At 65.9% G+C, this 20,873-nt stretch carries 20 protein-coding genes and 1 tRNA gene; 16 read left to right on the top strand and 5 right to left on the bottom strand.

Annotated features, from left to right (window positions below; genetic code table 11):
• Nucleotides 1-190: 190 nt before the first annotated feature.
• Nucleotides 191-265, bottom strand: a tRNA-Thr gene (locus tag LO787_RS07040).
• A 112-nt stretch (nucleotides 266-377) separates the two neighbouring features.
• Here LO787_RS07040 and LO787_RS07035 point away from each other — a divergent pair.
• From LO787_RS07035 to LO787_RS06995, 9 genes are all read left to right on the top strand, one after another.
• Complete coding sequence (locus tag LO787_RS07035; protein WP_232495139.1) at nucleotides 378-572, top strand: hypothetical protein; 195 nt, start codon at nucleotides 378-380, stop codon at nucleotides 570-572.
• A gap of 51 nt (nucleotides 573-623) precedes the next feature.
• Nucleotides 624-1,310, top strand: coding sequence for a 2,3-diphosphoglycerate-dependent phosphoglycerate mutase (gene gpmA / locus LO787_RS07030; RefSeq protein ID WP_232495138.1), 687 nt, complete (start codon nucleotides 624-626; stop codon nucleotides 1,308-1,310).
• Nucleotides 1,311-1,349: 39 nt separating this feature from the next.
• Nucleotides 1,350-1,805, top strand: coding sequence for a 5-(carboxyamino)imidazole ribonucleotide mutase (gene purE / locus LO787_RS07025; RefSeq protein ID WP_232496272.1), 456 nt, complete (start codon nucleotides 1,350-1,352; stop codon nucleotides 1,803-1,805).
• Nucleotides 1,806-1,902: 97 nt separating this feature from the next.
• The gene (locus LO787_RS07020; protein ID WP_232495137.1) at nucleotides 1,903-2,961 is read left to right on the top strand and encodes a 5-(carboxyamino)imidazole ribonucleotide synthase; all 1,059 of its coding nucleotides are present in this window, start codon (nucleotides 1,903-1,905) and stop codon (nucleotides 2,959-2,961) included.
• Nucleotides 2,961-3,446 carry a dihydrofolate reductase gene (locus LO787_RS07015; protein WP_232495136.1) on the top strand — a complete coding sequence of 162 codons (486 nt, stop codon included), beginning with the start codon at nucleotides 2,961-2,963 and terminating at the stop codon, nucleotides 3,444-3,446. The genes LO787_RS07020 and LO787_RS07015 overlap by 1 nt, the downstream gene beginning before the upstream one ends.
• Nucleotides 3,447-3,457: 11 nt before the next feature.
• A complete protein-coding gene (locus LO787_RS07010) occupies nucleotides 3,458-4,387 on the top strand; it encodes a bifunctional riboflavin kinase/FAD synthetase (RefSeq protein WP_232495135.1) in 930 nt (309 codons plus the stop codon).
• A 66-nt stretch (nucleotides 4,388-4,453) separates the two neighbouring features.
• Nucleotides 4,454-7,393 carry an isoleucine--tRNA ligase gene (ileS, locus tag LO787_RS07005; protein WP_232495134.1) on the top strand — a complete coding sequence of 980 codons (2,940 nt, stop codon included), beginning with the start codon at nucleotides 4,454-4,456 and terminating at the stop codon, nucleotides 7,391-7,393.
• Complete coding sequence (gene lspA, locus LO787_RS07000; RefSeq protein WP_232495133.1) at nucleotides 7,390-7,908, top strand: signal peptidase II; 519 nt, start codon at nucleotides 7,390-7,392, stop codon at nucleotides 7,906-7,908. The genes ileS and lspA overlap by 4 nt, the downstream gene beginning before the upstream one ends.
• A 16-nt stretch (nucleotides 7,909-7,924) precedes the next feature.
• Nucleotides 7,925-8,344: a DUF3035 domain-containing protein gene (locus LO787_RS06995; protein ID WP_232495132.1), complete on the top strand. Its 420-nt coding sequence runs from the start codon at nucleotides 7,925-7,927 to the stop codon at nucleotides 8,342-8,344.
• A gap of 562 nt (nucleotides 8,345-8,906) precedes the next feature.
• On the opposite strand, the gene LO787_RS06990 is transcribed toward LO787_RS06995, so the two are convergent.
• Complete coding sequence (locus LO787_RS06990) at nucleotides 8,907-10,244, bottom strand: hemolysin family protein (protein WP_232495131.1); 1,338 nt, start codon at nucleotides 10,242-10,244, stop codon at nucleotides 8,907-8,909.
• Nucleotides 10,245-10,462: 218 nt separating this feature from the next.
• Here LO787_RS06990 and LO787_RS06985 point away from each other — a divergent pair, with 218 nt between their 5' ends.
• The gene (locus LO787_RS06985; RefSeq protein WP_232495130.1) at nucleotides 10,463-11,137 is read left to right on the top strand and encodes a YiaD family glycine zipper/OmpA-like lipoprotein; all 675 of its coding nucleotides are present in this window, start codon (nucleotides 10,463-10,465) and stop codon (nucleotides 11,135-11,137) included.
• A 182-nt stretch (nucleotides 11,138-11,319) separates the two neighbouring features.
• The gene (locus LO787_RS06980) at nucleotides 11,320-12,885 is read left to right on the top strand and encodes a DUF1570 domain-containing protein (RefSeq protein ID WP_232495129.1); all 1,566 of its coding nucleotides are present in this window, start codon (nucleotides 11,320-11,322) and stop codon (nucleotides 12,883-12,885) included.
• A 95-nt stretch (nucleotides 12,886-12,980) separates the two neighbouring features.
• On the opposite strand, the gene LO787_RS06975 is transcribed toward LO787_RS06980, so the two are convergent.
• Nucleotides 12,981-13,775: a 3'(2'),5'-bisphosphate nucleotidase CysQ gene (locus tag LO787_RS06975; RefSeq protein ID WP_232495128.1), complete on the bottom strand. Its 795-nt coding sequence runs from the start codon at nucleotides 13,773-13,775 to the stop codon at nucleotides 12,981-12,983.
• 186 nt (nucleotides 13,776-13,961) lie between these two features.
• Between LO787_RS06975 and sucC the strand changes: the two genes are divergently transcribed.
• The 5 genes from sucC (at nucleotide 13,962) to LO787_RS06950 (ending at nucleotide 19,120) form a co-directional block, all read left to right on the top strand.
• Nucleotides 13,962-15,161, top strand: a complete 1,200-nt coding sequence (gene sucC, locus LO787_RS06970) for an ADP-forming succinate--CoA ligase subunit beta (protein ID WP_232495127.1) — start codon at nucleotides 13,962-13,964, stop codon at nucleotides 15,159-15,161.
• Nucleotides 15,162-15,455: 294 nt separating this feature from the next.
• A complete protein-coding gene (locus tag LO787_RS06965; RefSeq protein ID WP_232495126.1) occupies nucleotides 15,456-16,202 on the top strand; it encodes an electron transfer flavoprotein subunit beta/FixA family protein in 747 nt (248 codons plus the stop codon).
• A complete protein-coding gene (locus LO787_RS06960; RefSeq protein ID WP_232495125.1) occupies nucleotides 16,202-17,134 on the top strand; it encodes an electron transfer flavoprotein subunit alpha/FixB family protein in 933 nt (310 codons plus the stop codon). The genes LO787_RS06965 and LO787_RS06960 overlap by 1 nt, the downstream gene beginning before the upstream one ends.
• Before the next feature lie 122 nt (nucleotides 17,135-17,256).
• Nucleotides 17,257-18,153, top strand: a complete 897-nt coding sequence (locus LO787_RS06955; protein ID WP_232495124.1) for an energy transducer TonB — start codon at nucleotides 17,257-17,259, stop codon at nucleotides 18,151-18,153.
• A gap of 202 nt (nucleotides 18,154-18,355) precedes the next feature.
• On the top strand, nucleotides 18,356-19,120 hold the full coding sequence (locus tag LO787_RS06950; RefSeq protein WP_232495123.1) for an energy transducer TonB: 765 nt from the start codon (nucleotides 18,356-18,358) through the stop codon (nucleotides 19,118-19,120).
• On the opposite strand, the gene LO787_RS06945 is transcribed toward LO787_RS06950, so the two are convergent.
• The gene (locus tag LO787_RS06945; RefSeq protein ID WP_232495122.1) at nucleotides 19,117-19,662 is read right to left on the bottom strand and encodes a GNAT family N-acetyltransferase; all 546 of its coding nucleotides are present in this window, start codon (nucleotides 19,660-19,662) and stop codon (nucleotides 19,117-19,119) included. The two genes, LO787_RS06950 and LO787_RS06945, sit on opposite strands and share 4 nt — an antisense overlap.
• On the bottom strand, nucleotides 19,659-20,867 hold the full coding sequence (locus LO787_RS06940) for a DUF445 domain-containing protein (RefSeq protein WP_232496271.1): 1,209 nt from the start codon (nucleotides 20,865-20,867) through the stop codon (nucleotides 19,659-19,661). Before LO787_RS06940 ends, LO787_RS06945 begins: the two co-directional genes overlap by 4 nt.
• Nucleotides 20,868-20,873 lie beyond the last annotated feature (6 nt).

The following is a 20,873-nucleotide window of genomic DNA, read 5'->3' as shown; positions in this document are numbered from 1 at the left end:
CCTGAAGCGACAGTTTGTGTGTCCTCAGGGGCGGCCCGTAGGCGCGCTAAATGACGCTCGCGTGATGAACTGGTGACAGTTCAGTGACAATTGCTGCGCTGCGACAATAGATTACACGGCGTGCGCACGCGCAAAAAAGCACGCTTTGCAGCGAGCCAGGCAATTCCAACGATGTAAAAGGGGAGGGGAATGGTGCTGCTAGGGAGGATTGAACTCCCGACCTCACCCTTACCAAGGGTGCGCTCTACCACTGAGCTACAGCAGCGCCGTTCCAGAGCCGCCGGATGCCCGGGGCAGGGGCGCGCTATTGTCCTCGCGGCGTTCGATTGTCAAGCGCCGCTTGCGCTTTCTTTTTCACGGCGGCAAGGCTCGGAGTCATGAGTGACGGGAAAACGCCGCGCGACGGCACGGAAAAGCTGACGCGCGAGGAGAGGCTGGCCGCCAAGCTACGCGAGAACCTGCGCCGCCGAAAGGCGCAGGCGCGTGCCGTCGCGACCGGGCCCGACGCCGATACCGATAGCGAATCACTCACGAGCAAACCGCCACTGGCCAAATCGCCCCCAGAAAGCTAGGGGCTGCGCGCAGACCGCATCGGTCCTCAAGACAGTATAGGGAGCTAAGCCTTGCCTCGCCTGATCCTGCTTCGCCACGGCCAGAGCCAGTGGAACCTGGAAAATCGCTTCACCGGCTGGTGGGACGTGGACGTCACCGAGAAGGGCGAGGCCGAGGCTCGCGCCGCCGGTGCGCTGCTCAAGGACAAGGGCGTGTTGCCCGACGTCGCCTTCACCTCGGTCCAGACGCGCGCGATCAAGACGCTGCACTTCGCGCTGGAAGCGGCGGGCATCCTGTGGATTCCCGAGACCAAGGATTGGCGCCTGAACGAGCGTCACTACGGCGGCCTCACCGGGCTCGACAAGGCGGAGACCGCTGCCAAGCACGGCGACGAGCAGGTCAAGATCTGGCGCCGCAGCTTCGACATTCCGCCGCCGGTGCTCGACAAGGGCAGCGAGTTCGACCTGTCGGGCGACGTGCGCTACGCCGGGATCGACGTGCCGATGACCGAGAGCCTCAAGGACACCATCGCGCGCGTACTGCCTTATTACGAAGGCTCGATCGTACCGCACCTCCATGCCGGTTCGACCGTCCTCGTCGCTGCGCACGGCAACTCGCTGCGCGCGCTGGAGAAGCACCTCTCGGGCATTTCCGACGAGGAGATCACCGGCCTCGAAATCCCGACCGGGCAGCCGATCGTTTATGAGCTCGACAACGATCTCAAGGTGCTCGACCGCTACTACCTGTCGGAGCGCTGAGGCGTGCCTGACGTTTCCAAGCCGCCGGTCGCCATCGTCATGGGGAGCCAGTCCGACTGGCCGACCATGGGCAAGGCCGCAGAAATGCTCGACAAGCTGGGCATCGCCTATGACGCGCGGATCGTCTCGGCCCACCGTACGCCCGATCGGCTGGTGGACTTCGCCAAGGGCGCGGAAGGCGAGGGCTTCAAGGTGATCGTGGCCGGGGCAGGGGGCGCGGCCCACCTGCCCGGCATGGTCGCCTCGATGACGCATCTTCCCGTGCTCGGCGTGCCGGTGCAGAGCAAGGCGCTGTCGGGGCAGGACAGCCTGCTCTCGATCGTGCAAATGCCCGCCGGTATCCCGGTGGGCACGCTGGCGATCGGCGAGGCGGGCGCGGCCAACGCGGGCCTCCTCGCAGCGGCGATCCTCGCCACTTCGGACGAGGCGCTGGCTGAACGGCTCAAGGCATTCCGGGCGGCGCAGACCGAAAGCGTGGCGGCAAAGCCGGTGTGATTTCCCCGCTCGATCGAGCGGGATTCGGAACAGGTACAAGGTCCGCTCGCCCTGAGCTTGTCGAAGGGCACGGGCGCAAGGCAGGCGTAAAGGCGTAATGATCCCTCCCGGCGAAACCATCGGCATTCTCGGCGGCGGCCAGCTCGGGCGGATGATCGCCATGGCGGCGGCGCAGCTCGGCTACCGCTGCCACGTCTATGCGCCGGAGGCGGATTCCATCGCCGCCGACGTCTGCGCGCAGTTCACCTGCGCCGCCTGGGACGACACCGAGGCCATGGCTAGGTTCGCCGCCGACTGCGCCGTCGTCACCTACGAGTTCGAGAACGTCCCCGTAGGCCCGCTCGCCTCTTTGGGCGACACGCCGCTGCTCGCCCACGCGCGTGCGCTGGAGACGGCGCAGGACCGCCTCAACGAGAAGCGCTTCGTCACCGATCTCGGCGGCACGCCCGCGCCTTTCGCGCCGGTCGACAGTGCCGAGGATCTCGCGCAGGCCATCGCCACCATCGGCGCGCCCGGCATCCTCAAGACCCGCCGTGACGGTTACGACGGCAAGGGCCAGTGGCGCATCATGACGCCCGAGGATGCCGCAAACCTCGATCTCCCGGCGACGCCGCTGATCTACGAGGGCTTCGTGACCTTCTTCGCCGAGTTCTCGGTGATCCTGTGTCGCAGCGCGGACGGCGACATCCGGTTCTTCGACAGCGCGCACAACGTCCACGAAGGCGGCATCCTCGCCATCAGCACCGTGCCTGCGCCTGCCGAACTGCTGGAGCAGGTTCCGGTCGCGCGCGATCTTGCTGCCAGGGTGGCCGGTGCGCTGGATTACGTGGGCGTCCTCACGCTCGAATTCTTCGCGACCAAGGACGGCCCGGTCTTCAACGAGATGGCGCCGCGCGTCCACAATTCGGGCCATTGGACCATCGAGGGCGCCGTCACTAGCCAGTTCGAGAACCACGTCCGCGCCATCTGTGGCCTTCCGCTGGGCAGCACCGAGCTTGCCGCCAACGGCGTCGAGATGCGCAACCTGATCGGCGACGAGGCGCACGACTGGCCGACGATCCTCGCCGATCCGGCCAACCACCTGCACCTCTACGGCAAGGCCGCCGCGCGCCCGGGCCGCAAGATGGGCCACGTCACGCGGCTCATGCTGGACTGATGGCGCGGGACGTCTTCCTCATATACGCCCGAGCCGCGAACGGCGTGATCGGCAGGGACGGTACGCTGCCCTGGCGGCTTCCGGCCGACCTCCGGCGGTTCAAGGCGCTCACCATGGGCAAGCCGATGGTGATGGGCCGCAAGACGTTCGAGAGCTTCCCCTCGCCGCTCCCGGGCCGTCGCCATATCGTGCTGACTCGCGATACCGGCTGGAGCGCCGGAGGTGCGGAAGTCGTCCATTCGGTCGAGCAGGCGCTGGCGCTGGCGGGTGACGGAGAGGTTGCCGTGATCGGCGGGGCGGAGATCAACGCGCTGTTCCTGCCGCTCGCCACGCGCATCGAACTGACCGAGATCGCAGGTGACTACGAAGGCGACACGGTGATGCCGCCGCCCGGCCCCGAATGGCAGGAGACGGCGCGTGAGGATCATCCGGCGGACGGTGCCTTTCCGGCACACGCTTTCGTGACGCTCAAGCGCACCCTATAGCCGGCAGACCAATGATTCGCCTCGACAACCGCCAACCCGTCTCCGAATCGCTGCGCAGCGCCGTGCTGGCGCTGGGCAATTTCGACGGGTTCCACCAGGGCCACCAGGCAGTGGTGGGAGAGGCGATCCGCTGGGCGAAGGCGGAAGGCCGCCCGGCCATCGTGGCGACTTTCGATCCGCACCCGGTCCGCCACTTCAAGCCTGATGCCGAGCCGTTCCGCCTGACCACGCTGGAACAGCGGCAGGAACTGTTCGGAGCGGCGGGCGCCGACGCCATGCTGGTGCTGCACTTCGATTCGGCCATGGCCGCGATGCCCGCACCGCAATGGGTCGAGGAGATGCTGGTGCGCCACATGGGCGCGGTCGGCGTCGTCACCGGCGAGGATTTCACCTTCGGCCGCTCCAAGGGCGGCAACCCGCAGATGCTGCGCGAAGTCGGCGCGGCCCACGGGCTGCAGGGGCGCACCGTCGGCCCTGTCCGCGACGAAGGCGGCATCGTCTCGTCCAGCCGTATCCGCGAGGCGCTGAAAAGTGGCGACTGCGCCACCGCCGCGCGCCTGCTGACGCGGCCGTTCTCGATCCGGGGACGGGTGCAGCACGGCGACAAGTTGGGCCGCACCATCGGCTTCCCCACCGCCAACCTCGACATGGCGAACTATCTGCGCCCGCTTTACGGCATCTACGCCGTCACCGGCCGCATGCCTGACGGGCGTTTGGTGAACGGCGCCGCCAACATCGGCATCCGTCCGACGTTCGACCCGCCCAAGGAACTGCTGGAGCCGCACTTCTTCGACTTCGCGGGCGATCTCTACGGGCAGGAGATCGAGGTGGCGTTCCACCACTTCCTGCGGCCAGAGGCGAAGTTCGATTCGCTCGACGCATTGATCGAGCAGATGGACCGCGATTGCGTGCGAGCGCGGGAGTTGCTGGCGGCGCTGTAGGGCCATGCGGTGGGGTGCATCCTCGCACTTCCAACAATCCCGCAATTGCTCTAGTGCCGCGCGATCATGACCGAACAGCGCGACTATCGTAGCACCGTCTTCCTGCCGAAGACCGATTTCCCCATGAAGGCCGGGCTCCCGCAGAAGGAGCCAGGCATTCTTGCGCGCTGGCAGGCCGAGAAGATTTACGAGAAGACCCGCGACGCCCGCCGTGGCCGCGAGAAGTTCGTGCTGCATGACGGCCCGCCCTACGCCAACGGCGACATGCACATCGGCCATGCGCTGAACCACATCCTCAAGGACATGGTCGTCCGCACCCAGACCCTGCTGGGCAAGGATGCGCCGTACGTGCCCGGCTGGGACTGCCACGGCCTGCCCATCGAGTGGAAGGTCGAGGAAGAATACCGCAAGAAGAAGAAGAACAAGGACGAGGTTCCCGCGGAGGAATTCCGCGCCGAATGCCGCGCCTACGCCCAGAACTGGGTGAACGTGCAGCGCGAGCAGCTGAAGCGCCTCGGCGTCAACGGTGACTGGGACAACCCGTACCTGACGATGGATTTCCAGGCCGAGGCCACCATCGTCGGCGAACTGCTCAAGTTCGCGGAGAACGGCATGCTCTATCGCGGCGCCAAACCGGTGATGTGGAGCCCCGTCGAAAAGACCGCACTGGCCGAGGCCGAAGTCGAGTACGAGGACATCGTCTCGACCCAGATCGACGTGGCGTTCGAGATCGTTGAATCGGCTATCCCGGAACTGGTCGGCGCCCATGCGGTGATCTGGACGACGACGCCGTGGACGATCCCGGTGAACCAGGCTTTGGCTTACGGGCCGGAAGTTGAGTATGTGCTGGTCGAAGCCAGCAAGCCACCTCTCGCAGGGGTTGTTGCCGATGGTTCTCGGACACCACTGCTAGATGAAGGCAGCGATTATCGCTTTGTAGTCGCTGCTGCTCTAGCCGAGCAATTCTGTGCTCGGTTGGATGCCCGGCTCTGGGTTGTTCACGAAAAAGCGGCGTATACCTTCAAAGGCTCCGACCTCGCGGGCACCGTCGCCCGTCACCCGATGCATGCCCTCGGCGGCTTCTTCGCCGAGCCGCGTCCGCTGCTCGCAGGCGATTTCGTCACCACCGAAAGCGGTACCGGCCTCGTCCACATGGCGCCCGACCATGGCGAGGACGACTTCGAGCTGTGCAAGGCCCACGGCATCAACCCCAAGTTCGTGGTCGAAGCCGACGGCAAGTACCGCGCCGACTGGCTATGGCTGGCGGGGCAGGGCTCGGTCATCAACCCGAAGTTCAATGCGCCCGACGGCCCGGTCTGCACGGACCTGCGCGAAGCAGGCGGACTGCTCGCGGCTTCGGCGGACTACAAGCACTCCTACCCGCACTCGTGGCGCTCCAAGGCCAAGGTGATCTTCCGCTGCACTCCGCAGTGGTTCGTGCCGATGGACAAGGTGATGACGCACATCTCGCCCAAGACCCCCGGCGAGAACCGCTGGGAAGGCGAGGGCGGCGCGGTGAACCCGGCGGAAGAGGGTCTGTGCGACGCGCCGACGCTGCGTCAGGCGGCGCTGCAGGCCATCGCCGACACCCGCTTCGTGCCCGACAAGGGCCGCAATCGCATCGGCGCGATGGTGGAAGGGCGCCCGGATTGGGTGCTCTCGCGCCAGCGTGCGTGGGGCGTGCCGATCACGCTGTTCGTGGATCGCAAGACCGGCGAATACCTCGTCGATGAGGCCGTAAATGACCGGATTCGTGCGGCGATCCTGGCGAAGGGCGTCGATGGCTGGTCGGATGCGGCGGCGCAGGAACTGCTGGGTTCCGACTACGACGCCGAGGATTACGAGCGGGTCGCCGATATTCTCGACGTCTGGTTCGATTCGGGTTCGACCCATGCTTTCGTAATGGAATCAGGGCGTTGGCCCGATCTGCTGCGGCCTGAGGGCTTCACTGGGCCGAAGGCGGACCTGTATCTGGAAGGTTCGGACCAGCATCGCGGGTGGTTCCAGTCCTCGTTGCTGGAGAGCTGCGCGACGCGTGGACATGCGCCTTACAAGGCGGTCCTGACCCATGGTTTCACCATGGATTCCAAGGGCTTGAAGATGTCGAAGTCGCTCGGCAACACGATCAGCCCGCTCAAGGTGATGGAGACCAACGGGGCCGACATCATCCGTCTCTGGGCGCTTTCGGTCGACTATACCGAGGATCACCGCATCGGTGACGAAATCCTCAAGGGTGTCGCCGACCAGTACCGCAAGCTGCGGAATACATTGCGTTATCTGCTCGGCGCGCTGGACGGGTTCGATGAAACCGAGCGTGTACTGAACGGCACCGAGATGCCACAGCTGGAGCTCTACGTGCTCTCTATGCTGGGCAGGCTGGACGCGACGCTGCGCGAGGCCGTGGCGGCCTACGATTTCAACACGTATGTCCGCGCGCTGCTCGATTTCTGCAACGAAGACCTCTCGGCCTTCTTCTTCGACATCCGCAAGGACTGCCTCTACTGCGACGCGGTGACCGACCCGAAGCGCCGTGCCTACCGCACCGTGCTCGACATCCTGTTCCACGCGCTCGTCCGCTACGCCGCGCCGGTGATCGTCTTCACCGCCGAGGAAACCTGGGCGAGCCGCTACCCCGATGCGGGCAGCGTCCACCTGCTCGAATGGCCGGAAGTTCCCGCCGTCGAGGCCGACGAGGCGAAGTGGGCGGAACTGCGCGTGCTGCGCGAGAAGGTGACCGAGGCGATCGAGCCGCTGCGCCGCGAGAAGATCATCGGCTCCAGCCTCGCCGCCGTGGTCACCGTGCCGGCAGACGCGCCGGAGGCGGATCTGGCGGAGCTGTTCATCACCGGGACAGTCACGCGCGGGCAGGGCGATGGCGTGAGCGTCACCCCCTCCTCCGACCACAAGTGCGGCCGCTGCTGGCGTCACCTCCCCGAAGTGACCGAGGACGGCGCCCTGTGCGACCGCTGCGACGACGTCGTCGGCGAATTGGAGACCGAGGCGTGAACCCCTGGGTGAAGCGCGTTCTCGGCCTCGTGGTCGCACTGGTGGTCTACGCGATCGACCAGGGCATCAAGGGCTGGGTGGTCAACGACGTGCAGCTCGACCGGATCGGCCAGGTCTACGTGCTGCCGTTCTTCAACCTGACCTGGACGCAGAACTTCGGCGTCTCGCTCGGCCTGTTCACCGCCGGATCGCCCGAGGGCCGCTGGGCGCTGGTGGCGATGACCGGCGCGATCGCGGCCTTCGTGTTCGTCTGGCTGCTGCGCGAGCGCAAGCTGCCCGAGATCGCCGCGCTCGGCATGGTGCTGGGCGGCGCGCTCGGCAACATCCGCGACCGCTTCGGCGTCGGTTACGTGATCGACTATGCCGACCTTCATTTCGGCGGCTTCCGCCCTTTCCTGATCTTCAATCTCGCCGATGCGGCCATCACCATCGGCGTCCTGATTATCCTTGCCCGATCCCTGTTTTCGCGCGAAAAGCCCGATGCAGCGGCCGAAACCGCCCCGATTGCCGATTAAACGCGAGTTGAATTTGATGCGCATGAAGAAAACCGGTGCCCTCGTCCTCGTCGCTACGGGCGCCGTCATGCTGTCCGCTTGCGGCAGCACGGGCCTGTTCAACCGCACCCGCCCCGACGAATTCGCGGTGCAGCGCCAGACTCCGCTGGTGGTGCCGCCCGACTTCTCGCTGAGCCCGCCGAAGGAAGGCCAGCCGCGCCCGACCGACGATTCGCTCCAGCAGCAGACGCTCGACGCGCTGTTCGGCGGCCCGCAGGCCCGCAGCGACGTGGAGAAGTCGGCGCTGAACCTCGCGGGGACCGCCGACCCGGCGATCCGCTCGACCGTGGGCGATCCCAAGACCTACACCGTGTCCAAGGGCCAAGTGACGCGCGCGATCCTCGCTGCTCCCGAAGGCGACGGCCGCGACGCGCAGACCGCGGTCGGCGGCGCCTGACCGCTTCGGTTCGGAATGATGTGAAGAGGCCGGGCGAGAGTCCGGCCTTTTTCGTTATGGGGCGGTGCTTGCGGAGGGGGCTTCGACAGGCTCAGCCTGAGCGGGAACCTGACAGTCCGTCATTGCGAGCGTAGCGAAGCAACCCAGAGCCGCGCAATGCCGCTGGATTGCTTCGCTACGCTCGCAATGACGAGAAAAAGGGGGCGGTCTTAGGTGGAATGGGCTTGGACCGAACCTTCCCCGATACCCGTCGCCCCTGCGAAGGCAGGGGCCTATCCCGCCCTTGCCGCCTCGCGATGAGCAAGGTGTTGCGGGGCGAGACCTGATGGGCTCCTGCCTACGCAGGGGCGACGTGGTTTCGGTGGGGCAGCCTGTGCCGCTGGATTGCTTCGCTGCGCTCGCAATGACGAGGTGAGGGGCGCAAATTCCTCCCCGAGCTTGCTCGGGGAGGTGGCAGCGCGAAGCGCTGACGGAGGGGGAATGGCACGAGGTTCTCCCCCTCCACCACCGCCTGCGGCGGCGGTCACCCTCCCCGAGACAAGCTCGGGGAGGAATTTGGAATTTAGCCGTCGCCGCTGACGCCGTCGTCCTCGCCGGGTTCGGCCGCGCGGCTCACCAGCACCTTGTCGATCTTGAGGCCGTCCATGTCGATGACCTCGAAGCGCCAGCCCTGTTCGGTGAAGTGCTCGCCCTCGCGCGGCACCTTGCGCAGGACGTGGAGGACGTGGCCTGCGACGGTCGCGAAGTCGCGGTCCTCGGGCAGCGAGATGGCGAGGCGGTCCGCCAGCGAATCCGCGGGCATCGCGCCCGAGATCAGCAGAGAGCCGTCTTCGCGCTCGACCACCATAGGCTCGTCGCCTTCGTCCTGGTGCGAGACGAAAGTGCCTGCCAGCGCCGAAAGCACGTCTGACGGCGTGACCACGCCTTCGAGGTGGCCATATTCATCATGGACCACCGCCATCGAGACTTCGGCGGTCTGCAGCTTGCGCAGCGCGTCCATGGCGTCGAGCTGGTCGGGGATGACCTCGGCCTTGCGCATCATCGCGCGCACGTCGACCGAGCGTCCATCCACCAGCGCGGCGAGCGCTTCCTTGACCTTGAGGATGCCGACCACATTGTCCGGCGCGCCTTCGCCCGCGACCACGGGCAGCAGCGAGTGCGGCGAGGCGGCGATCTTGGCGCGCAGCAGGGTCTCGTCGGCGTCGGCGTCGATCCAGTCGATCTGGTTGCGGGGGGTCATGAGTTCGCGGACGGGGCGTTCGGCAAGCCGCATGACGCCGGTCATCATCGCGCGCTCCTCCTCCTCGATCACGCCGGTGCGGGTGGCCTCGGCGAAGATCATCTGGAGCTCCTCGGCGGTGAGGCGCTCGGCGTCGCCGCTGCGGATCGAGAACAGGCGCAGGATCAGGCCCGACGAACGGTCGAGCAGCCAGACGAACGGGCCCATGATCTTCGACAGCCAGCTCATCGGCTGGGCCATCACCAGCGCCACCGGCTCGGCCATGCGCAGCGCCAGCTGCTTGGGCACCAGCTCACCGACCACGACGCTCAGGTATGTCGTGGCGATGATCACGAGCGCGAAGCCGAGTTCGGAGGCGAAACGCACCGGCACGCCCAGCAGCGTCAGGCGGTCGCCCACCGGCTGACCCAGGCTCGCGCCCGAATAGGCGCCCGCGATGATGCCGATGAGGGTGATGCCGATCTGCACGGTGGAGAGGAAGCGGCCGGGGTCGGCGGCAAGGTCCATCGCCGTCTGCGCGGCCCGGCTGCCCTTGTCGGCAGAGACCTTGAGGCGCGGCGTGCGCGCGGAGACGATGGCCAGTTCGGACATCGAGAACAGGCCGTTCAGCAGAATCAGCCCGATGATGATGAGGACGTCGGTCCAGGGAAAGGGTGTCACAGTGCTTCCATCGCTAGCAGATATTGCGGCGCTCGCGAAGAACCTGCGTTGCGCGATTGCTGCATCGCAATGATTTGCAATGCCGGACGGTGATCCGGACTGGAGCGGGAACCCATTGATCTATCGCGGGTTGAGGCCGCGTGAGCCATTCGCCGTTCATGTTCACTACCGCACAGATGCCCGCTATAAGGGCACATCCAGAGGAAGGGACACTCAAGATGAAGAAGTCGCGCCTGATCACCTCGGCCGCCGCGGTCCTCGCGATGGTCACGGTTTCCGCATGCGTCACCGATCCGAACACCGGTGAGCGCAAGGTTTCACGCACGGCCATCGGCGGCGCGGGCGGCGCCGGGCTCGGCTATCTGCTGGGCAGCGTCATCGGCGGCAAGACCGCGCGCATCGTCGGCGCGGGCATCGGCGGCGTCGCGGGCGGCGTCGTCGGCTACCAGATGGACAAGCAGATCAAGGAGCTGAAGGAACAGACCGCCGGTTCGGGCATCGACGTCACCCAGCAGGGCGACGGCATCCTCGTGAACCTGCCGGACGTGACCTTCGCGGTGAACTCCACGGTCATCAGCCCTTCGTTCCAGACCTCGCTGGACAAGGTGGCGCAGTCGATGATCCAGTATCCCAACAGCCTCGTCGACGTCTACGGACACACAGATTCGACCGGATCGGCGGCGTACAACCAGGATCTGTCGAAGCGCCGCGCCGATTCGGTGGCGCGCTACATCATCAGCCGCGGCGTCTCGTCCTCGCGCATCCAGACGCAGGGCATGGGCATGAACTACCCGGTCGCGGACAACAACACGCCCGAAGGCCGCGCGCTCAACCGCCGCGTCGAGATCAAGATCACCCCCGTCACCACCGACGACGCCAGCGCGGCGAAGTAACGACGGGCCGGTACGGGCCAACATCTTCCGCAGGAAGCGGGATCGGGGAAGGGGCCGGCGCGCAGGACGCACCGGCCCCTTCTTCTCGTCTGGCGGCGATGAAGCGAGGGCTTTCAATGTCGTAACTTGAATCGCGTCGCGCTGCGGGTAATCTTGCCGACTTGGCTGGTTCGGGGGGACTGATGCGTTTCGGAATCTTGGCGGCGGCATTCGTCGCCTGGCTGTCGGCGGTGCCGGCGCATGCGGCATGGCTGGAGGCGTCGAGCGATCACTTCGTGATCTATGCCAACGATACCGAAAAGGACGTCACGCGTTTCGCGCAGCAGCTCGAACGCTATCATGCGGGCATGGCGCTGGTCCTCGGCCAGACCGCAGTGAAGCCGAGCCCGTCCAACCGCGTCACCGTCTACGTCGTCAAGAACGAGCGGGAGGTGCGCGACCTGCATGGCGGCGACAACAAGTTCGTGGGCGGTTTCTATCTGCCGCGGGCGGAAGGCTCGCTGGCGATCGTGCCGGCGGTGCAGGCAGCCAACGGTCCGGTGACCTGGTCGATGGTGGTGCTGCTGCACGAATACGCGCACCACTTCCAGATCTCCGCCAACGCGATGCCGATGCCGCGCTGGTTCACGGAAGGCTCGGCGGAATTCTTCGCATCGAGCAAGTTCGAATCCGACGGCAGCCTCTGGCTGGGGCGGCCCGCCAATCATCGCGCGGGTGAACTCTATTACGCAAGGGATGTGAAGGTCGCAGACCTTCTCGACCCGACCGACTACGACAAGCGCAAGCACGAAAGCTACGATGCCTTCTACGGCAAGAGCTGGCTGCTTTACCACTACCTGACCTTCAATGACGGACGCAAAGGCCAGTTCACGCGCTACATCACCCTGCTCGGCGAAGGGAAGGGGCAGCGCGAGGCGGCGACCGAGGCTTTCGGCGACTTCAATGTGCTGGAGAAGGAACTCGATCGCTATCTGGCGCAGCGCCGGATGACGGCGCTCACCTTGAAGCCGGAGGGTCTCAAGATCGGCCCCGTCGCGCTGCGTCCGCTGACCGCCGGAGAGGCGGCGATGATGCCGGTGCGCATCCGTTCCAAGCGGGGCGTGACTGACGAGGAGGCGAAGGAACTGCTGGTCGAGGCGCGCTCGGTGGCCGCAAAGTTCCCGGAAGACCCTGCCGTTCTGGCCGCGCTGGCGGAGAGCGAATACGATGCGGGCAACGACAAGGAGGCCATCGCGGCGGCCGACGCGGCAATCAAGCGCGATCCCGCGCAGACCAATGCTTACGTCCAGAAGGGCTATGCGCTGTTCCGTAAGGCTGAGGAGGCGGGGGGTGACTATGAGGCCAGGGCTGCGGCCTACAAGGCGGCGCGCGCTCCGTTCATCGCGCTGAACCGCATCGAGAACGACCATCCGCTGCCGCTGATCTACTTCTACCGCAGCTTCGTCGAGCAGGGCGACGCTCCGCCGCCCCTGGCGATCAACGGGCTGATCCGTGCGGTGCAACTCGCACCGTTCGACCTCGGCGTGCGCATGACGCTGGGCAGCGCGCTTGTCCGTCTCGGCCGCACGGAAGAGGCGCGCTGGGCGCTTACGCCGATCGCCAACAACCCGCATCGTGGCGGCTTTGCCGACTATGCCCACCGCATGATCGAACGGATGGACAAGGATCCGGCCTGGCGGGGCGAAGACATGGATCCTCCGGCGGAGGATGAGGCTGCTGAGGACAAAGTCCGGGTCGGGCCTGCGTAGGACAGGCCACTGGTCCTTGCGGTTCGCGCGGCATGTATGGCGGTAATTGGATATCACCATCGCAAGCGTGGCGTCATGGCCACGGGCAGTCTGTCCTAAGCCGAGTACCGCACCGCCCGCTCTGCCAATCGTTTCACCGCCGCCGCGTGAATGCCGTTGGCGGAAACCAATACGCCGAACGCGCGCGGGTCGTGCTTGTTGTAGTTGAGCGGCTTGCCGAAGGCGTCGGTCACCGTCGCGCCCGCCTCTCGCGCGATGAGGCCAGCGGCGGCGATATCCCATTCGTAGCCCCAGCGCAGCGTCGCCAGCAGGTCGGCCTCGTCCGCCGCGACCATCGCCATGCGCAGCGCGATCGAGTTGGGCTGATCGACCAGCGTGAGGTCTGCGTCCTCTGCGGCGAGCTTCTGAGCCGGGACTCGCGACCCCGCCAGAACCTCGCGACGACTCGCCGTCAGCCGCGCGTCATTGAGCCATGCCCCTTTGCCTGCCTCGGCGCGCCACATCTCGCCCCCGTCCGCGCGGCGGCGCACCGGCGCGTAGAGGTAGCCGAGCAGCGGTCGCCGCGTGTTCACCAGCGCGACCGAGACCGCCCATCCGGTACGGCCCCTTATATAGTCGCGCGTGCCGTCGATCGGATCGACCAGCCAGACCAGTTCGTGTTTCTGCCGCTCGTGCGTGTCGGCCGTCTCTTCGGAGAGCCAGCCCGCCGCAGGCAGCAGCGCGCCGAGTTCCTGCTTGAGAAATGCATCGACCTCCAGATCGGAAGTGCAGACGGGACTGCCGGGGGTCTTCTCCCACGATTCGAGCGTGTGTCCGTCGCCCGGCCATCCAGCCAGAGCGATGCATCCGGCCTCGCGAACGATGGCTTCCAGTCTCTCTCGGTCAATCATCCGACTTCTCTCGGCATTTATTGCTATTGCGAACTGATATCAATTAAAGGCGATCAATTTGCGCCCGGCTATGCATTTGCGCAGGCGACGGGCCTTTTCAAGCCCGCCCGGATGTGCTTAGGCGGCATGCGAACTTATGGCTACGGCGCCTTCCCCGGGAACCTCCAGCAGAAAGCGATTTGAGCGATGAACATCCACGAATATCAGGGCAAGGAACTGCTCGCAAAGTACGGCGTGGGCATCCCTGCCGGCATCGCCGCCCTCACGGTCGAAGAAGCGGTCGCCGCCGCGAAGCAGCTTCCCGGACCGCTCTACGTCGTCAAGGCGCAGATCCACGCGGGCGGCCGCGGCAAGGGCAAGTTCAAGGAACTGCCGGCCGACGCCAAGGGCGGCGTGCGCCTTGCCAAGTCGATCGAGGAAGTCGAGGCTTTCGCCAAGGAAATGCTCGGCAACACCCTCGTCACCATCCAGACCGGTGAAGCGGGCAAGCAGGTCAACCGTCTCTACGTGACCGACGGCGTCGACATCGACAAGGAATACTACCTGTCGATGCTCGTGGACCGCAAGACCGGCCGCGTCGCCATGATCGTCTCGACCGAGGGCGGCATGGACATCGAGGAAGTCGCCCACAACACGCCCGAGAAGATCGCCACGATCACCATCGATCCGGCTGAAGGCTTCCAGGCCCACCACGGCCGCGCCGTCGCCTTCGCGCTCAAGCTGACCGGCGACCTCAACAAGCAGGCCCAGAAGCTCGCCAAGCAGCTCTACACCGCGTTCATCGCGATGGATTGCGACATGGTCGAGATCAACCCGCTGGTCGAATCGAAGGGCGGCGAACTGCTCGTCCTCGACACCAAGATGAGCTTCGATTCGAACGCGCTCGCCCGTCACCCCGACATCTTCGCCCTGCGCGACGAGACCGAGGAAGACCCGGCCGAGATCGAAGCCTCGAAGTACGACCTCGCCTACATCAAGCTCGATGGCGACATCGGCTGCATGGTCAACGGCGCCGGCCTCGCCATGGCGACGATGGACATCATCAAGCTGAACGGCATGTTCCCGGCCAACTTCCTCGACGTCGGCGGCGGCGCCAACAAGGAGAAGGTGACCGCGGCGTTCAAGATCATTCTCGCGGACCCCGCCGTTAAGGGCATCCTCGTGAACATCTTCGGCGGCATCATGAAGTGCGACATCATCGCCGAGGGCATCGTTGCCGCGGCGAAGGAAGTGAACCTCTCGGTTCCGCTCGTCGTCCGCCTCGAAGGCACCAACGTCCAGCAGGGCAAGGACATCCTGGCCAACTCGGGCCTCGCGATCGTCCCCGCCAACGACCTGGGCGACGCCGCGAAGAAGATCGTCGCCGAGGTTCAGGCGGTCGCCTGATCGCCGGGCTTCGCATAGGTGATTTTCCGGGGTGTCTCGATCCCTCGGGCGATCACTAGGCGAACATTCGACCAGAACGCAGACGGCGGGGGTTTCGCGACCCCCGCCGTTTCTGCATGGTCGCCAGACGTTCCGCACCCGTGATGCGACCGCGTAGCTGAGCTATCCCACCCCCAAGCGCTTCCCGTTTCAGCGGGGCTTGACGCAACGGTAAGGGCGCGCGATAGCTCGCCCCGGAAGTTTTAATCGCGCGGTTAAATTGTACCGTCCCAGCTAGTGAGAGGACAGATCGCAATGAAGATCCTCGTGCCCGTGAAGCGGGTCATCGACTATAACGTGAAGCCGCGGGTGAAAGCCGACGGCACCGGCGTCGACCTTGCCAACGTCAAGATGAGCATGAACCCCTTCGACGAAATCGCCGTCGAGGAAGCCATCCGCCTCAAGGAAGCGGGCAAGGCCGAGGAGATCATCGCGATCTCGGTCGGACCGACGAAGGCGCAGGAAACCCTGCGTACCGCGCTCGCCATGGGTGCCGACCGCGCGATCCTCGTCGAGACCGACGCTGAAGTGGAGCCGCTCGCCGTCGCCAAGATTCTCAAGGCGATCGTGGGTGAAGAGAACCCCGGCCTCGTGATCCTCGGCAAGCAGGCGATCGACGACGATTCGAACCAGACCGGGCAGATGCTCGCCGCGCTCACCGGCCGTCCGCAGGGCACGTTCGCCAGCAAGGTCGAGATCGACGGTGATTCGGTTGCCGTCACCCGCGAGGTCGACGGCGGTCTGGAGACGGTGAAGCTGGCGCTGCCCGCCATCGTCACCACGGACCTGCGCCTGAACGAGCCGCGCTACGCTTCGCTGCCCAACATCATGAAGGCGAAGAAGAAGCAGCTCGATGTGAAGTCGCCCGCCGACTACGGCGTCGACATCGCTCCGCGTCTCAAGACCCTCAAGGTCGCCGAGCCGCCCGTCCGTGTCGCAGGCGTCAAGGTCGCCGACGTCGACGCGCTCGTCGCCAAGCTCAAGGAACTGGGAGTAGCCTGATGTCCAAGACTCTCGTCTGGGTCGAACACGACAACGCCGCCGTCAAGGACGCGACGCTTTCCGCCGTCACCGCTGCCGCCAAGCTCGGTGAAGTCCACCTGCTCGTCGCCGGTTCGAACTGCCGAGCCGTGGCCGATGCCGCCGCGCAGATCGCGGGCGTGGGCAAGGTACACCTCGCCGACAACCCCGCCTACGAGCACGCGCTGGCCGAGAACGTCGCGCCGCTGATCGTGGACCTGATGGGCCACCACGATGTGTTCGTCTCGCCCGCCACCACCACCGGCAAGAACATCGCGCCGCGCGTCGCCGCGCTGCTCGACGTCGCGCAGATCTCGGACATTCTCTCGGTCGAGGGCGAGAAGACTTTCACCCGTCCGATCTATGCGGGCAACGCCATCGCCACGGTCGAATCGAGCGACGCCAAGCTCGTCATCACCGTGCGCGGCACCGCCTTCGCCAAGGCCGAGGCCACCGGCGGGGCGGGCGTGGTCGAGGACCTCGCCGGAGCGGGTGACGCGGGCCTCTCCAGCTTCGTCGGCGCGGAAATCGCCAAGTCGGAGCGCCCGGAGCTGACCAGCGCCAAGATCATCGTCTCGGGCGGTCGCGCGCTGAAGGACTCGGAAACCTTCGAGGCCACCATCCTGCCGCTCGCCGACAAGCTGGGCGCCGCCGTCGGCGCCTCGCGAGCAGCCGTCGACGCGGGCTACGTGCCCAACGACTACCAGGTCGGCCAGACCGGGAAGATCGTGGCGCCGGAAATCTACATCGCGGTCGGCATCTCGGGCGCGATCCAGCACCTTGCGGGCATGAAGGACTCCAAGACCATCATCGCCATCAACAAGGACGAGGACGCCCCGATCTTCCAGGTCGCCGACGTCGGCCTGGTGGCGGACCTGTTCACCGCGGTGCCGGAGCTGACCGGCAAGCTCTGAGCCTTCGGACAAGTACCGATGCGAAAAACGAAGCCCCGGTTGGTGACAACCGGGGCTTCTGCTTGTCAGGCTTGCAGGTAACCGCTTAATTGCCGGGCAGATTTCCTCGTAAGGACATGCCTATGAGCCTGCGTCCCGTCATCCTTGCCGCCATCGCCGCGTCCCTCCTGCCCGGTCAGGCCTTCGCCGAGACCAAGGTGGTCACTGCCACCTCGCCGTGGAAGGTCGATTACACCGGCAACGCCTGTCACCTCCAGCGCGGCTTCGGCACCGCTGCGGAGCCCATGCTGGTCCAGTTCGAGCAGCTGGCGCCGGGTGACAACTTCAACTTCACAGTAGCGGGCAGCGCGTTCTCGGGCGTATCGGAACTGACTCACGCGACGCTGAGCACTGGCCCGGATCGCAAGCCGATCAGCACGCGCTTCACGCTGGGTGACATGAATGCGGGCGGCCAGAAGCTGACCACGCTGTTCTTCATGGGCACCACGCTCAACGGCCACGCCGAGGACGGCAAGCAGCCGGAGAAAGTCACGCCCGAGCGTGAGGCACAGGTCAATTCGCTGTTCGTCAGCTGGGGCGGCAAGGAAGTGCAGATCGGCACCGGCCCGCTCGCCAAGGCCTTCGCGGCGATGGGCTCCTGCACCGAGGGACTGGTGAAATCCTGGGGCCTCGATCCGGTGCAGCAGAAGACGCTGGCACGCTGGCCCAAACCGCTGAGCGAGCCCTCATCGTGGTTGCCGCCGGGCAGCTACCCTTCGGACCTCGCGGACGAGGGACGGCAGGCGCTGGTCGACGTGCGGCTGCTGATCGACCCGGCGGGCGCGATCTCGGATTGTCAGGTGGTCAACGGCTACAGCGAGCCGCGCTTCGCCAAAGTCACCTGCGACCGCATCCGCGAACGCGCGAAGTTCGAACCCGCCCTCGATGCCGCCGGCCAGCCGGTGGCGTCCTATGCGGTGCGCCGGGTGCGCTGGGTCATCGACCGTAAGCCGCGCATGATCCGTCAGCGGCGCCGGTAGGGCCAAGGCGGGTCACAAGGGGCTGCGGCCAAGCGCATGCAAGATCGCGTCGGGTTGAGCTGTTCGGGCGGGGGGCCAGATGTTCAGGACAAATGCGGCGAAGCTTTTCGTCATTACGTTTGCAGCATGCGGCTGTCTTGCAGACGAGGCGTTCGCGCGGCCTGCCTTGACGTTGCCTTCGATAACTCCGTGGAACCTCGATATGCAGGAGAACGCCTGCGCCCTCAGGCGAATCTTCGGTACGGCGGAGAAGCCGTTCCTGCTCGAGTTTCGTCGCTATCGCCCCGGAGACAGATTCCAGTTGCTGTTCCGGGGGAAGGAGGTCTCCGGTCTCATGCAGCGGGAGGCCGTGACAATTGAATACGGCTCCCTTGCCAAGGATAAAGACTCGCAATTCCAGGCTGGTTCTTCGAAGCCGGAAAAGGGAGCCTCGGTTCCCGCGATTTTCCTCTCATCCAGCTTCAGGCCGGTAATGGACCGAGAACCCGGTTCCGTGAGCCCTGATATGGTGACGCCAGCCATGGAAGACAGCATCAGGCAGATCGCTCTGGTCTGGGGTAGCAATCGCCTCGTGCTCGACACGGGATCATTGGACAAGCCGTTCGCCGCCATGCGTTCATGCACGGATGAAATGGTCAAACGCTGGGGGCTTGACCCTGCGACGCAGAACTCGCTGAGCCGTCGAGCCAGACCGGCGAAGCTGGCAAGCATGGTACGGTCAATTCAGGCGGTCTATCCCATGTCGATGGCAGTGATGGGCAAGCAGGGGCGCGTGAATTTCCGGGCGCTGGTCGATGCGCAGGGCGTGGTTACGGGATGCGAGACGGTGCAGTCCTACAACGATGCTGCGTTTGACGCGCTCGCATGCAAGGTGATTCAGAAAACCGCCTTCGAGCCCGCGCTGGACAAGGATGGCAAGCCGACCGCGTCCTACTACGCCGAAACCGTCATCTATTCGATGAACTAGGAAGCCTTCACCCGCTCATAAAGCCTGAGCTCCACCGGTTCCGCCTCGTCCGTAAGCTGTGTGCCGTACTGCGCGAATCCGAACCGCGCGGCGACGCGCTCCGAGGCGGAATTACCTTCCTCGATCATGCAGGCGACGCGCTTGGGACCATGCTCGCGGTCGAACCAAGTGAACGCGGCGGCCATGACTTCGCCGGCGACGCCCTTGCCCCACCAGTCGTGGCGGACGATCCAGCCGGCTTCGGGCACATCGTCCATGCCTTTTTCCGGGCCGAAGCCGCGCAGGCTGTGGAACACGCCGCAGGTGGCGACGATCTCGTCCTCACCCTTCGCGCGGACCACGAAGGTGCCGTAGCCGTAGAGCATCCACGAACCGGCGTTGCGCAGCAGCCGCTCGAACTGCGCCAGCGCTCCCGCGCGCGAGGGGCCGAGGTAACGGCGCGTCTCGACGTCTTCCAGCAGCCGGCAGAGGCCGGGCAGGTCGGTTGCGGCGGGGCGCCACAGTTCGAAGCGGTCGGTCAGGAGCAGCGGTGCATCGGTCATAGCATCCGGTCGATGGCATGGATGCACAGGCCGAACAAGCCGCCCACCAGCGTGCCGTTGATGCGAATGAACTGGAGGTCGCGGCCGACCGCGCCTTCCAGCCGGTTGCTGATCGTGCGTGCATCCCAGCGCTTCACGGTGCCCGAGACGAGGCCGACGATCTCCTCGCCGTAGCGGGCGGTGACGCCGACCAGCGTGCGCCGGGCGAAGCGGTTGATCTGGCTCTGCAGGCGCGGGTCGCCGCGCAGCGCCTCGCCCAGTTCGCCCAGCATCGTCGTCAGTTGCCCCGCCAGCGCCGCGTCCGGATTGCGCGCGGCGTCGATCAGCTTGCGACGCAGGCGCTCCCAGACCGACTGCCACCATTGCCCGACGGCGGGATTGGCGATCAGTTCGCGCTTGGCGTTCTCCACCCGCTCGCGGGTTTCGGGATCGTTGACGAGGCGATCGGCAAGGCCCTCCAGCATCTGCTCGACCTTGAGCTTGAGCGGGTGGTCGGGCTGCACGATCATCTCGGCCAGCAGCTTGTAGAGACCGTCCAGCACAGAGTTGGCGATGCGACTGTCGAGCCCGGTCAGACGCAGCAGGCTGTGCGCGCGCTCGCGGATCATGGCGCGAACGATCTCCTCGTTCGCCTCCAGCGCTTCCCCGGCCCAGCGGATGGAGCCCTCGACGAGGGGGAGGTGGCGGCGGTCGGCGATCATCGCGGAAAGCATCTGGCCGAGCAGGGGGGCGACCTCGACCCGCTCCAGCTGGCGGGCCAGTCCGGCGCGGACCTGATTGCCGAGGCGTTCTGGGTCGAGCGATTCGAGAACGTCGGCCAACAGGTTTGCCGCACCGGCGCGGATGCGCGACTGCCCGCCGCGTCCCGGATCGGAGAGGAAGCCGCCCAGCGCGGCGGCGAAATTGAAGGCATTCACCCGGCGGGCGACGACCTGCGGGGTGAGGAAGTTGTCGCGCAGGAACGTCGCCATCGAATCGGCGATGCGGTCCTTGTTCTCGGGAATGATCGCGGTGTGCGGGATCGGCAAGCCGAGCGGGTGGCGGAACAGCGCGGTTACGGCGAACCAGTCGGCGAGCCCGCCCACCATCGCCGCCTCGGTGAAGGCGATGGCGTATCCCCACGCCGGATGCGCCCCCGCCAGCTTGCGCAAGACCACGAAGCCCACGGCCATCGCCAGCAGCAGGCCGGTGGCGAACATGCGCATGCGGCG

The organism is Novosphingobium kaempferiae, from assembly GCF_021227995.1.
Classification (GTDB): domain Bacteria; phylum Pseudomonadota; class Alphaproteobacteria; order Sphingomonadales; family Sphingomonadaceae; genus Novosphingobium; species Novosphingobium kaempferiae.
Note: the sequence above shows the minus strand (reverse complement) of the source record. Positions and strands in the feature narration are given on the sequence as shown.